The 12,645-nt window shown below is 55.6% G+C and carries 10 protein-coding genes, 1 pseudogene and 1 riboswitch; of the genes and pseudogenes, 4 read left to right on the top strand and 7 right to left on the bottom strand.

Features of this window, described 5'->3' with window-relative positions:
- The first annotated feature begins 254 nt into the window (after positions 1–254).
- Positions 255–1,163, top strand: a complete 909-nt coding sequence (lpxC, locus tag AC0L8N_RS04945; RefSeq protein ID WP_473666462.1) for a UDP-3-O-acyl-N-acetylglucosamine deacetylase — start codon at positions 255–257, stop codon at positions 1,161–1,163.
- A gap of 1 nt (position 1,164) precedes the next feature.
- On the opposite strand, the gene AC0L8N_RS04940 is transcribed toward lpxC, so the two are convergent.
- Positions 1,165–1,473, bottom strand: coding sequence for a DciA family protein (locus AC0L8N_RS04940; RefSeq protein WP_473666461.1), 309 nt, complete (start codon positions 1,471–1,473; stop codon positions 1,165–1,167).
- 103 nt (positions 1,474–1,576) lie between these two features.
- Positions 1,577–1,664, top strand: a riboswitch (cyclic di-GMP riboswitch).
- A gap of 119 nt (positions 1,665–1,783) precedes the next feature.
- Between AC0L8N_RS04940 and AC0L8N_RS04935 the strand changes: the two genes are divergently transcribed.
- The 3 genes from AC0L8N_RS04935 to mutT all read left to right on the top strand — a co-directional run bounded on the left by AC0L8N_RS04935 (position 1,784) and on the right by mutT (position 6,326).
- Positions 1,784–2,719, top strand: coding sequence for a M23 family metallopeptidase (locus tag AC0L8N_RS04935; RefSeq protein WP_473666460.1), 936 nt, complete (start codon positions 1,784–1,786; stop codon positions 2,717–2,719).
- Positions 2,720–2,993: 274 nt separating this feature from the next.
- Complete coding sequence (secA, locus tag AC0L8N_RS04930) at positions 2,994–5,912, top strand: preprotein translocase subunit SecA (protein ID WP_473666459.1); 2,919 nt, start codon at positions 2,994–2,996, stop codon at positions 5,910–5,912.
- 9 nt (positions 5,913–5,921) lie between these two features.
- Complete coding sequence (gene mutT, locus AC0L8N_RS04925) at positions 5,922–6,326, top strand: 8-oxo-dGTP diphosphatase MutT (protein ID WP_473666458.1); 405 nt, start codon at positions 5,922–5,924, stop codon at positions 6,324–6,326.
- A gap of 26 nt (positions 6,327–6,352) precedes the next feature.
- Here the strand turns inward: mutT and zapD are convergent, their stop codons facing one another.
- The 6 genes and pseudogenes from zapD to AC0L8N_RS04895 all read right to left on the bottom strand — a co-directional run bounded on the left by zapD (position 6,353) and on the right by AC0L8N_RS04895 (position 12,489).
- On the bottom strand, positions 6,353–7,141 hold the full coding sequence (gene zapD / locus AC0L8N_RS04920; RefSeq protein WP_473666457.1) for a cell division protein ZapD: 789 nt from the start codon (positions 7,139–7,141) through the stop codon (positions 6,353–6,355).
- Positions 7,142–7,221: 80 nt separating this feature from the next.
- Complete coding sequence (gene coaE / locus AC0L8N_RS04915) at positions 7,222–7,845, bottom strand: dephospho-CoA kinase (RefSeq protein WP_473666456.1); 624 nt, start codon at positions 7,843–7,845, stop codon at positions 7,222–7,224.
- A 15-nt stretch (positions 7,846–7,860) separates the two neighbouring features.
- Positions 7,861–8,745 (bottom strand): prepilin peptidase, encoded by an 885-nt coding sequence (locus tag AC0L8N_RS04910; protein ID WP_473666455.1) that lies wholly within the window; start codon positions 8,743–8,745, stop codon positions 7,861–7,863.
- 90 nt (positions 8,746–8,835) lie between these two features.
- The gene (locus AC0L8N_RS04905; RefSeq protein WP_473666454.1) at positions 8,836–10,056 is read right to left on the bottom strand and encodes a type II secretion system F family protein; all 1,221 of its coding nucleotides are present in this window, start codon (positions 10,054–10,056) and stop codon (positions 8,836–8,838) included.
- Positions 10,057–10,090: 34 nt separating this feature from the next.
- Positions 10,091–11,816 (bottom strand): annotated as a pseudogene (gene pilB, locus AC0L8N_RS04900) (type IV-A pilus assembly ATPase PilB).
- A 169-nt stretch (positions 11,817–11,985) separates the two neighbouring features.
- Entirely contained in the window at positions 11,986–12,489 is a 504-nt protein-coding gene (locus AC0L8N_RS04895; RefSeq protein ID WP_473666453.1) for a pilin, read from the bottom strand.
- Positions 12,490–12,645: the final 156 nt, after the last annotated feature.

Genomic DNA, 12,645 nt, shown 5'->3' with positions numbered 1-12,645 from the left:
TGAATGGCTTGAACTTGATGGACGGTGTGCTAATCTTTCGCCCAATTTGAATGAGAGAATGGCTGTAAGCCATTGAAATATAAGTGGTGTTTCTACAACATGAACCACACGGGAACGACATTTCCGGCTAATTGACCCAGTCGGTGTTCTGCTGCCCGCAGCCACGGTTGCAACGCAGCCCATACAACCAGCGGACGTTCGAGATCGACATGGATACGGACCGGCCGCGGACAGCTTAGCGAGAATTTGTGGCAATGTTGCGACAACGAACTTTGAAAACGGCCATTCGGGCCACCGGCGTGGGCCTGCATACCGGTGAGAAGGTTTACATGACCTTGCGCCCGGCCGCGGAAAACACGGGCATTACCTTTCGACGTGTCGACCTCGACGAACCGGTGGATATTCCCGCAGATCCCAAGCTGGTTGGCGAGACCATGCTCGGCACAACCCTGGTCAAAGGCGATGTCAAAGTCGCGACCGTTGAGCACCTGATGTCGGCACTGGCGGGTCTGGGCATCGACAATGTGTACGTGGATTTGTCGGCACCGGAAGTTCCCATCATGGATGGCAGTGCGGCGCCGTTTGTATTCCTGCTGCAATCCGCCGGTATTGAAGAGCAAAACGCGGCGAAGCGCTTTGTTCGCATCAAGCGCAAGATTCGCATTGAAGAAGGCGACAAGTGGGCGCAATTGACGCCGTTCAATGGCTTCAAAGTCAATTTTGGTATCGACTTCAATCACCCCGTCTTCAATAAACTCAGTCAGCACGCTTCGATCGATTTTTCCTCGTCGTCGTTTTTAAAAGAAGTCAGCCGGGCCCGCACGTTTTGCTTTCTGCGCGATGTTGAAACATTGCGCGAACGAAACCTGACGCTCGGCGGCAGCATGGACAACGCTATCGTGCTCGATGACTACCGCATCCTGAACGAGGACGGCCTGCGTTACGCGAATGAGTTCGTTATTCACAAAATTCTGGACGCGATTGGCGATATTTATCTGCTCGGTCGCACGGTCATCGGTGAATTCTCCGCGCACAAGTCGGGCCACGACCTGAACAACAAGCTGATGCGGGCCATGCTCGCTGATACGACGGCCTGGGAAGAGGTCACTTACGAGGATGCGGCCAAAGCGCCTATCTCCTACGCGACTCCGGCCTACGCCTGAGTCAGGTGCCCGACTCCTGTCGGGCCACCCGAACCTGACAGCGCGCAACTTCCGGCACGTGCGCGCGCGCGGCCCGCAACAGCGCATCCGTCTCGAAACGCAGCCGTGCCGCCCACGCAGAGCTGGCGGCAACCACGACCAGTTCGTCCTTCTGGACGGTGGTTGATATCACGACTTCAGCTAAGTCTTTGTCCAGGCTCGATTTAATGAGGTCCGTGAGGTCCTGATTCTGGCGCGCACGACGGATAATTTTGTCGAGGCGTCCAGAGGACGATGAGTTCAGCAGCTTATCGAGGCGAATAATAGTCATGAAGTGTGACGCGCTAGGCGTTTTCAACGGACCAGAAGTGACCGGGTTCGACATTCTGGCCGTGCGATCTTGTAATGAAAAGCGTCATTATGCATATTGACCGCCTTGATAAGGGCATACCCGCCGAAAGCCGGGGACGCAAAACCACCGATCTAAGGGACGCTTCGTCCTAGGACAGCGGGGCTACCGAAGTGACCATCGACCATAGGCTGACAAAAACGACGCGGCGCCACGACTGGCAGCCGGGCCATGATTGCGGTGGTTTCGTTAGTGCAAGTACCTATGACTATACGCATCCGGGGCGTAGTTAATGAATGTAGTGATATTTGGCAAGGGGTTTGGCAAACCTCGACAGATCAGCCTGTCCGGCCCAACCGCGGGGCTGTTTGCAGCGCTGATAATTGGTGGTTTTTGTGGAGCGGCTTTTCTTGGCGGCTATTTTTACTCAGTACAGAACGGTTCCGGCGTAAGTCTGGAAACCACCGCTGTTCTGAATGCCGAGCTTGAATTGCAACGCGATGCCATTCTGACAACCCGGCAGGAAACCGAAGATACGCTGAACGCTTTGGCGCTGCGCATTGGGCAGATGAATGCGCGCGTGATCCGGCTGGATGCGCTCGGCCGCCGCCTGACCGAAATGGCGGACCTGGACGACGGTGAATTTGATTTTGATGCCATCCCCGCCCTCGGCGGCCCCGAAGAACCTGATTCCATCGGTTCGTCTGTCGCGGTACCTGAAGTATTGACCGCCATGCAGGGCCTGGCTATGCAGCTCGACAACCGGGAGGCGCAGCTTGGCGTTCTGGAGTCGGTGATACTTAATCAGAACCTGAACGACCGCGTCTATCCGCATGGCATGCCGGTCAAGTCCGGCTGGATGTCTTCCTATTTTGGTCGCCGTACTGATCCGTTCACGGGCAAGACGGCGAATCATCGCGGCGTTGATTTCGCCGGCAAGGAAGGCGCGGAAATTGTCGCGGTTGCGGACGGCGTCGTGACCTGGTCGTCAAAACGATACGGCTATGGGCAGTTAGTTGAAATTAATCACGGCAATGGCTACGCGACCCGCTACGCGCACAATTTGGAAAACCTCGTCGCTGTGGGTGAAGAAGTCCGCAAAGGCCAGACCGTAGCTCTAATGGGCGAGACCGGTCGGGCAACGGGGCCGAATTTGCACTTTGAGGTTCTGCACCGCGGCCAACGGGTTAATCCCGTGTCGTTCATTCGCAAGGGCTCCGCCGAGTAAGTCACCGTATTCCGGGCATTTACAGGTCCTCGATGCCAAGTGTGACAGCTGAGCCTTACGGCCCTTGGAATTTTCTCCTCTGGCCTCATAACCCCTTCTTGAATCAATAACAACAGATGCTCTGGACGGTAGTTGCCGGAACCCCGGTTCGGCAATTTGTCTGAGTCAGAGTAATCCGTGGTGCAAATTTCCAGTCAGTACGTAAAATACCGGTCTTTGTGTGTGGCCGTGGCGGCAGCGCCTCCGGCTGAATACCCTCTTGCAGGAGCCCTCAGTGGCAAATTTTCTTACTCGATTTTTTGGTAGCCGAAATCAACGTCTGTTACGGCAGATGTACAAGGTCGTAAAACGCATTAACGACTTGGAAGAGGGGGTCAAAGCGCTGGATGACGGTGCCTTGGCTGCGAAGACAGAAGAATTCAAGAAACGCCTTGCGGACGGGGCAACACTCGACCAGCTGCTGCCAGAAGCATTCGCGGTAGCGCGGGAAGCGGCCTGGCGAACGCTGGGCATGCGCCCTTTTGATGTGCAACTAATCGGCGGCATGGTTCTGCATCAGGGCAACATTGCGGAGATGCGAACTGGCGAAGGCAAGACGTTGGTCGCTACTTTGCCGGCTTACCTGAACGCTCTGAGCGGTAAAGGCGTGCACATCGTCACGGTCAATGAGTACCTCGCGCAACGTGATGCGGACTGGATGCGTCCAGTGTACGAATTCCTGGGATTGACGGTCGGCGTCACCCGTAGCGGGCAGACCCATCAACAAAAAGCAGAGTCTTACAACGCCGACATCACTTACGCGACGAATAATGAACTAGGGTTCGACTACCTGCGCGACAATCTCGCGTTCTCCGCAGACGATAAGGTCCAGCGGCCGCTCAATTTTGCGATTGTCGATGAGGTCGACTCGATCCTGATTGACGAAGCGCGAACGCCGCTGATCATCTCCGGCCCGACCGAAGAAAACACGGACCTGTACCAGAAGATCAACAAGCTGATTCCGAAACTGCGGCTGCACGAGGACACGGCGGACTCAAACAATTTCAACATCGACGCAAAGTCCATCAAGCTGAAGGACGAACACGGCAAGCTTCTGAAATCTGAAGATGGTGAAGAAGTCATGTCGCTCTCAGCTGCAATTGATCTGGCCGAGTCGAAGGATGCGGATGTTGTATTGGTCGAAAGTGGCAAGATTCCGCTTTGCCGTTTGGCGATACGCGGCCACTACACGACCGATGAGAAAGCCAAGCAGGTGCACGTCACAGAAGATGGACATCAGTACGTTGAACAGCTGATGTCCCAGGCCGGGCTTCTTGAAGAAGGCGCCAGTCTTTACGATGCGGGCAATATTCGTCTCCTGCACCACCTGAATGCTGCGCTGCGCGCTCACGTCATGTTCAATAAAGACGTCGAATACATCGTCAATGACGGCGAGATAGTTATTGTTGACGAGTTCACCGGTCGCACCATGCCGGGGCGACGCTGGTCGGACGGTTTGCACCAGGCGATCGAAGCGAAGGAAGGCGTTGCCGTCAAGCAAGAGAACCAGACGGTTGCCTCAATCACCTTTCAGAATTACTTCCGGCTGTATAACAGCCTGTCCGGCATGACCGGCACGGCGGATACGGAAGCCTTTGAATTTCAAACAATTTATGGGCTCGAAGTCATCGTTATTCCGACGCACCGGCCAATGGTACGCAAGGACCACGCAGACCTTGTCTACCTGACCCAGAAAGACAAATTTGAAGCGATCATCGAAGACATTATCGACTGCCGCGAACGTCAGCAGCCGGTGTTAGTCGGTACTACCTCGATTGAAACGTCCGAGTACTTGTCGTCGTTATTGAAAAAGCAGAACGTCCAGCACGAAGTGTTGAATGCGAAACAGCACGAGCGCGAAGCGACGGTTGTACAGCAGGCCGGTCGGCCGGGTGCGATTACGATCGCGACGAACATGGCCGGTCGCGGTACCGATATCGTGCTCGGCGGCAATCTCGAAGCGGCATACGCCGATGCGGGCGAGGCTGCGGACAAAGAAGCGGTAAAAGTCGAATGGGATGCGCGCCAGAAAATCGTACTCGACGCGGGTGGCCTGCATATCATCGGTACAGAGCGCCACGAGTCCCGACGTATTGATAACCAGTTGCGCGGCCGTTCCGGTCGCCAGGGCGATCCAGGTTCCAGTCGCTTCTATTTGTCGATGGAAGACAACCTGATGCGCATCTTCGGTGATCCGAATCGAACCAAAGCGTTATTGTCTCGAGCAGGCATGCGCGAAGGCGAAGCGATCGAAAGTAAGATTCTGTCGCGTCAAATCGAAAAGGCGCAACGCAAGGTCGAAGCGCACAACTTCGATATCCGTAAGAATTTGCTCGAGTACGATGACGTAGCCAATGATCAGCGCAAGGTTGTCTACCACCAGCGCAGCGAACTTATGGCGGCCGACGAGATCGGGGATTCGGTCAAGGCAATTCGTGACGAAGTCGTCGAAGACGTCGTGGCACAGTACATTCCGCCGGGCAGCCTTGAAGATCAGTGGGATACCGATGGCCTGACCCAGGCTATCGAGCACGATTTTATGGCTCGCGTGAATGTCTCACAGTGGGTTCGCGATGATCCTAAGCTCAACGAAGAAGCTATTCGCGAGCGTGTCGTTGAGGAATTGCAGAAAGCCTATCTCGAGAAAGAAAACAGCATCGGCTCCGAGTTGATGCGCAGCGTCGAGAAAGAAGTCATGTTGAAACAACTTGACTACCATTGGAAAGAACATCTCGCCGCAATGGATTACCTGCGCCAGGGTATACACCTGCGTGGTTATGCGCAGAAAAACCCGAAGCAGGAATACAAGCGCGAAGCGTTCGAAATGTTCGGCGCAATGCTGGATCAGATCAAACACGACACAACGACGATTTTGTCGCGTGTGCGGATCCAGAGCGAAGAAGATATTCAGCGCATGGAAGAGCAACGCCGGGCAGCGCAGGCGATGGAATTCAAGCATGCTGAAGCGCCGACGTTGGGCCAGTCGGCGCCGCAAGCGCCGGCCGCTGCACGTCAGGGTGATGGTCCGCTACAACGCCCGATGGCCGAGTCGTCAGCCCCATTCGTCCGTGAAGATCGTAAGGTTGGTCGTAACGAGCCTTGTCCTTGTGGTTCAGGCAAGAAGTTCAAGCAATGCCACGGCCGCTTGAGCTGATCGATTGAGGTGACTGCAACGCGACGCTTGCACGTTGCGGCCGGTGTGCTGATTGATGACGCTGGTCGCGTGCTGATCACTGAGCGGATGGGTGATTCGCCGTTTGCCGGCTTATGGGAATTTCCGGGTGGGAAGATTCATAGCGGTGAAACACCCTCGGACGCCATGGTTCGTGAGCTGCGTGAAGAGCTTGATATTGAAGTGGGGGAGTCCGAACACTTCATGCACTTGCTGCACGAGTACGCTGATCGCAGCGTAGAGCTCGAATTTTTTCTTGTTCATGACTGGCAGCGCGAGCCACGGGCTTGCGACGGCCAGGCTATGGAGTGGCGCTTGCCAGCCGATATTTCCGCCGCGGAATTATTGCCCGCAGACGGGCCAGTACTTGAAGCATTGCTTGCCCGGAAACGGTAACGGCAAAAATCAGCCGTGTAGGCCGCTCAGCAAATGCTGATATGAAAGTTAACGTCGTGCCCGGTCTGCACGGCCCGTGAGCCAATCGCTGACCATTCGAGAAAGCGCACCGTAAAGCGGTGCTGGCTGCCACTGATTTCCGGAAACAGGGGGCTGTTCAACGGCAGCGTTACCCGCAGCATCTGGCAGTGTGCATCGCGCTGCATATTGTGTTGATACATACCGTTGATTGCACGGCGCTCCTGCGGTTGCGCACTCTCCCGAATCAGCCACAACACTTCAATCACGGCGTCGCAGACAGGCTGCAGGATACGCAACCAGGCTTGCATGTCCTGTTGACGACGTTCGAATGGTTGCCGCAACCAATGGCTGTATTCCGGTAAATCGAACTCGCAGGTTCCGCCGGGAATGGCGCTGCGGTGTTTGATCGAGCTCAGAAACTCGCAATCCTTCAAAGGCTGGAGAAAGTGCGCGCCGATACTGCGCAGTTCTTCCCGCGTATGCGCAAGGTTGGAGATCAGTGCGGAGAGTCGTTTAACGTCGACGGCGGGTTGCGACTTGTAGCGCTCCAATACGTCGAGTTGCCGGTCCAGTTCTTTGTGTACGTCGCTGCGCACATCGCCGCGACTGAGGATAGCCAGAATCTCCAGCAAACTCGTCGTTGCGGCCCGGGTGGCCCAGTCGGCTTCCTGCTCGGTGTTGTACAGAAGCTGTTGGTACAGGAATTCCAGGCGCATGAACGTGCGCATCCGCTCATTGAGCGGCTGTTCGTATTCGCACATCGTCCGACCGGCGCTGTGTTGTTCTGCTGTCATTACGGCTCGTACCATTCCGCTATTCTGCGCCACGTTCGGCGCTGTGCGCAAATGACTTCAAACGGCGACAGCTGGATTAGTTAGCCGTGCAGAACGAGTTGCTCGTAGCGTTGGTGGAGTGCCTCCACCTGTTGCCGGGCGAATTCCAGAGTGCTGTCGTTGTTGATAATGTCATCGGCGATCGAAAGGCGCTCGGCGCGGCTCGCCTGTGAGGCAATTATGCGCTCAGCCTGTGCCTTGCTGCCCGCGTCCCGCGCGAGCAATCGCTCAAGTTGCACGGCTCTTGGCACATCGACCACCAGCACCCGGTCCATGTTGTCGCGCATCGGCGATTCAGCCAGTAGCGGAACAACGATGATTTGGTACGGTCCCCCGGCACTGGCCGATTGGCGCAGGGTTTCGCGGCGTATCAGCGGATGAAGTATCGCCTCGAGTTTGCGCCGTTCATTATCGTCGGCGAAAACAATGGCCCGTAGTGCTGCGCGGTCCAGTCCGCCGCTCTCGGCGATTACACGGTCACCGAATGCTCGGCGAATTTCGTCGAGAGCGGGCTTGCCCGGCTCAACCAGTTCGCGTGCGATGACGTCGGTATCGATGACCGGTACGCCAAGGTCATGAAAATAGTCTGCAATGAGGGACTTGCCGCTGGCTATGCCGCCGGTCAAACCTATGCGGAATGGTTTTGATTTCTTGAGCTTGCGCATTCGGGGCAATCCGGTTCAGGTGACAACACTAACCCACCAGCTGCGGATCTGCGGCCCGTACAGCATCGCCAGCCAGCCGGCGGCTGCGAGGAAGGGGCCGAAGGGCATCGGCACGTTGCGATCTCTGCCGCGCACGGCCATCAGGCCTATGCCGAGTATTGCTCCGACCAGCGCCGATAAAATAATGATGACCGGTAATTCCTGCCAGCCCAGCCACGCGCCGAGGGCAGCAAGAAGTTTGAAGTCGCCATAACCCATGCCTTCTTTGCCGGTTACCAGTTTGAACAGATGATAGACACTCCACAGGCTGAGATAGCCCGCCAGTGCCCCGACAATCGCCGAGTTCGGTGTAATAAACAAGACATCAGCGCCGGACATCGGGTTGAACAGGCTCAGGCTGAGGCCGGCCCAGAGCAACGGCAGTGACAAGGAGTCCGGAATGATCTGGTGATCAAAGTCGATGAAGGTGATGGCGATCAGGGTCCAGGTCAGGCCAATTGCGGCGAGTGCCTCCCAGCCAAAACCAAAGCGCCATGCGGTGAGACCGGTGAGCACGGCGGTCAGAAGCTCAATCGCCGGGTAGCGCGCTGAAATGGGCGCGCTGCAATATCCGCACTTGCCACGCAGCAGCAGGTAGCTGATAACCGGAACATTCTGCAGCGCGGTGATTTGTGTAGAGCAGGACGGGCAACGCGAGCGGGGTACTACCAGATCGAATCGACCCTCAGGCAAATCGCCTGCTGGTTCGGCCAGCAGCTCCTGGCACTGACTGCGCCATTCTCGCTGCATCATGACCGGGATGCGGTATATGACCACATTAAGGAAGCTGCCAATCAACAACGCGAAGAGGACGCTGACCAGCAGGAAAACAACAGGGTGGGCAGAGAGAATTTCAATCATCAGCAAATGATTCCCGGTTCAGACTGCAGATACAAGAGCGGCGCCATTCGGCGCCGCTGGAGGTAAAAATATTGATACGAGCCGGGGCGATTATACGACCGCGCCCATTTTGAAAATCGGCAGGTACATAGCGATAACCAGTCCACCAACGAGCACACCCAGAATCGCCATGATCATGGGCTCGAGGAGGCTGCTGAGGTTATCGACGGCGTTGTCCACATCTTCTTCATAAAAGTCGGCAACTTTAGCGGACATTTCATCGAGAGAGCCGGATTCTTCACCAACGGCAATCATCTGGATAACCATGTTGGGGAACAGGTCCGTGTTCTCCATGGCCTGCTGCAGTCGCTGGCCAGTGGAGACTTCGTCTTTCATCTGCAGGACGCCCAGTTCATAGACGATGTTGCCGGTTGCGCCCGCTACCGACTCCAGAGCTTCAACCAGTGGCACACCGGCACTGAACATCGTAGACAGCGTACGAGCGTAACGCGCAATGGCTGCTTTCTGGATGATGGGGCCAATGATTGGTGTCTTCAGAGCGGCGCGATCGAGAAATTCCCGCATCGCCCGTGAACGCTTCTTGAAGTACAGGAACGTTGATACCGCTGCGAACCCGGCGACTGCCAGAATCCAGCCCTGATCGCGCACAAATTTGGAAAGGTCGATTACGACCTGCGTGAACGCAGGCAGATCGGCGCCAAAGCCCTGGAACAGGTCTTCAAACGCGGGAATTACGAAAATGAGCAGGATGATCGTAACGACAAATGCCACGACGAGAACAGCTGCCGGGTAAGTGAGCGCTTTCTTGATCTTTTTCTTAATGGCTTCTGTTTTTTCTTTGTACGTCGCAATCTTGTCCAGCAGGGTTTCGAGTGCACCTGCTTGCTCACCGGCTTCAACGAGATTCACGAACAAGTCGTCGAAGTACAGGGGATGTTTACCGAGTGCCTCAGCAAGCGCACTACCGCCTTCTACATCCGCCTTGATTGTCATGATCAGTTTTTGCATGGACGCATTTTCGTGCCCACTGCCAACGATCTCGAAGGCTTGCACCAAAGGAATACCTGCGCCGAGCATGGTGGCGAGCTGGCGACTGAATATCGCGATATCGCCCATGGTGATCTTGGCGGAGCCGCTGAACAGGCCTTTGCTCTGTTTCTTGATACGACTGGGCACAACGCCCTGACGACGCAAGTCAGCACGAACTGCCGCCTCGTTGGCGGCCATAGCCTTGCCTTTGATCTTGTTGCCTTTACGATCCGTCCCTTCCCAAAGGAAAGGCGTACTATTAGCAACCGCTGTATCCGCCATTTTAGTTCCCTAACTCTTTATGCCGCGACCGAAGCTACTCAATTGTAACCCGGTTGATCTCTTCAAGACTTGTGATCCCGTCCTTGACTTTGTTCAGTCCGGCCGTTCTAAGGTCGATGACGCCTTCCTTGGTTGCTTGATCGGCAATCTGTATGGCGTTACCACCTTCCATAATGATTCGCCCCATGGTCTCGGATACTTCCATGACCTGAAACAAACCGAGTCGACCTTTGTAACCTTCGTTGCACAACTTGCAGCCTTTGGGCCCGAACACCGATAGGCCTGACTTGATATCGGCTTCCATGAAGCCTTCCTTTAACAAGGCTTCGTGCGGTATGTCCCGTACTTCTTTGCAGTTGTCACACAGCTTGCGTGCAAGCCGTTGCGCAATGATCAAACTGACTGATGTCGCAATAGCGTAAGGCTTGACCCCCATGTCGACGAGTCGCGTCAGTGTTTTCGGGGCGTCATTGGTGTGTAGTGTGGAGAGTACAAGGTGACCTGTTTGTGCTGCCTTGATCGCGATCTCGGCTGTTTCCAGATCTCGAATCTCACCGACCATGATCACGTCCGGATCCTGGCGCAGAAATGCTTTCAGCGAGGAGGCAAACGTCAGCCCGACTTTGGGGTTGACGTTGACCTGGTTAATGCCCGGCAGGTTAATTTCCGCCGGGTCTTCCGCGGTCGAGATATTGCGGTCTTCCGTATTCAGAATGTTCAGGCCGGTATAGAGCGAAACGGTCTTACCTGAACCTGTTGGCCCGGTAACCAGAATCATTCCGTACGGCTTGTTGAGATGTTTGAGGTACATCGCTTTCTGCGTTTCGTCGTAGCCCAGCGCGTCAATGCCAAGTTTGGCGTCCGCTGGCGTCTGAGAATACGCAGCACGATTTTTTCACCGAATAGCGTAGGGCAGGTGTTTACACGAAAATCGATTGCACGGTTCTTGGACAGACGCATCTTAATGCGGCCGTCCTGCGGCACGCGGCGTTCCGCAATGTCCATACGTGACATGACTTTAAGTCGGGCGCATACCTTGTTCGCCAATGCGACCGGTGGGTCCGCGCCACTCCGGAAAGCACACCGTCGAGACGCGTGCGTACGCGGAAAATTTTCTCGTAAGGCTCGAAGTGAATATCCGATGCGCCGCGTTTGATCGCATCGAGCAGAACCTTGTTGACGAACCGAACAACCGGCGCGTCTTCGATGTCGTCACGGGTGATGCCATCTTCTTGTTCGTCTTCGCCGCTCGTGACATCAAGGTTCTCAAGATCGAAGTCGTCATCATCCAGGCCGGACATCGTGGTATCGACTGCTTCCAGCGCCTTGCTGATGCGTTCTTCCAGTTTGGCCTGTTCGACAACAACCGGATCAACACGCAAGCTGGTCTGAAACTTGACCTCGTCGATAGCCTGTAAATTGGTTGGGTCAGAGATGCCCAGAAACAGCCGTTGGCCACGTTTGACCAATGGCAGAACACGGTGCTTGTTGAGGAGCTTCTGATCGACCGCCCGCAGGCACTCGAGATCCACCTCAACCGCATCCAGATCGAGCAGTGGCACACCGAACTCGTGTGATGCCGCTACGGCAATGGCACGCGAATCAGCGAGGTCATTGGAAACCAGGTATGCGACTAACGGCAAGTGGGCTTTCTTGGCCGCTTCCGCGGCTTCAAGGATGGCCTGTTCAGCAATGATCCCATCCTGGACCAGGCGCCGTGGAAGGCCCGAAAGCGTCGATTGAGAAGCCGTTACTGCCATGAGTGCGTCAGATGCCTGATTGCCAAGGATTTTGCGGACTTAACAGTCTCACTGATCAGCCCATTCGGATCAACTGCATTTTGTGCTGTTGTTCACAATTGCAACATATTTAGTCAAAGCTCGAAGTTTAGCAGCCTGTGGAGGCCGATTTTCTGACTGTAACTGGTGCTTAGCTACGGCAATTGGTTGGCAGGTAGCGTTCTTCGATGGAGCCCGATTGGTAGGCAGCCGATACGCCACCACCAGTGAGTGGGGCGCCGTTTAATGCCTGGGAGTAACCGCAGCGCCAGGCGATAGCGACTCTGCCGGCTGCGGCATACGGCGTCACGGAGAGTGTTTCACCAAAAATTGCCGGATGCGCGTTGTTGCCAAAGGTAATGTCGATACGGCCATTGGTGATGTTCATGGCGCTGATGTAGCTGCCCTGCGTATCTGTTGGCGCAGCGGTGTAACCGATATCCTGGCGCCCACTCGGCGGGCGTCCGTCATTGGTGAAAGCATCCACAATGGCCACTTTGGCGCTTGCGGCAAAGTTCAGTGCTTCAGCGACCTGGGCCCGAACGACGTAGGTCTGATAGGCCGAGACTGCCAGCGAGGCGAGGATGCCAATGATAGCCACAACTATCATGAGTTCGATCAGCGTGAAGCCTGTTTGTCGTGTGGACGTGTTCATCGAACGACTCCCGTAAGCCTGTGACTTGCTGTCAGGCAATAATTGCGGCGGCGGCTGGAACGATCAAGCGCGATGCCAGGTCACGCACCGGGCGGTGACGATCAGCCTGCTGTGCTTTGCCTATTGGTTCTTGGAAGAAAAAAGCCCCGGCTAGCG

It is taken from the genome of Woeseia sp. D3-10 (assembly GCF_055809415.1).
The sequence above is the reverse complement of the archived record's forward strand: the minus strand, read 5'-3'. Positions and strand labels throughout refer to the sequence as shown.

Bases quoted from the DNA above. Each gene is read 5' to 3' on its own strand.
- AC0L8N_RS04905 (WP_473666454.1), bottom strand. From the start codon at position 10,056: ATGGCGGATACAGCGGTTGCTAATAGTACGCCTTTCCTTTGGGAAGGG.
- lpxC (WP_473666462.1), top strand. From the start codon at position 255: ATGTTGCGACAACGAACTTTGAAAACGGCCATTCGGGCCACCGGCGTG.
- AC0L8N_RS04895 (WP_473666453.1), bottom strand. From the start codon at position 12,489: ATGAACACGTCCACACGACAAACAGGCTTCACGCTGATCGAACTCATG.
- zapD (WP_473666457.1), bottom strand. From the start codon at position 7,141: ATGACAGCAGAACAACACAGCGCCGGTCGGACGATGTGCGAATACGAA.
- AC0L8N_RS04910 (WP_473666455.1), bottom strand. From the start codon at position 8,745: ATGATTGAAATTCTCTCTGCCCACCCTGTTGTTTTCCTGCTGGTCAGC.
- AC0L8N_RS04935 (WP_473666460.1), top strand. From the start codon at position 1,784: ATGAATGTAGTGATATTTGGCAAGGGGTTTGGCAAACCTCGACAGATC.
- AC0L8N_RS04940 (WP_473666461.1), bottom strand. From the start codon at position 1,473: ATGACTATTATTCGCCTCGATAAGCTGCTGAACTCATCGTCCTCTGGA.
- coaE (WP_473666456.1), bottom strand. From the start codon at position 7,845: ATGCGCAAGCTCAAGAAATCAAAACCATTCCGCATAGGTTTGACCGGC.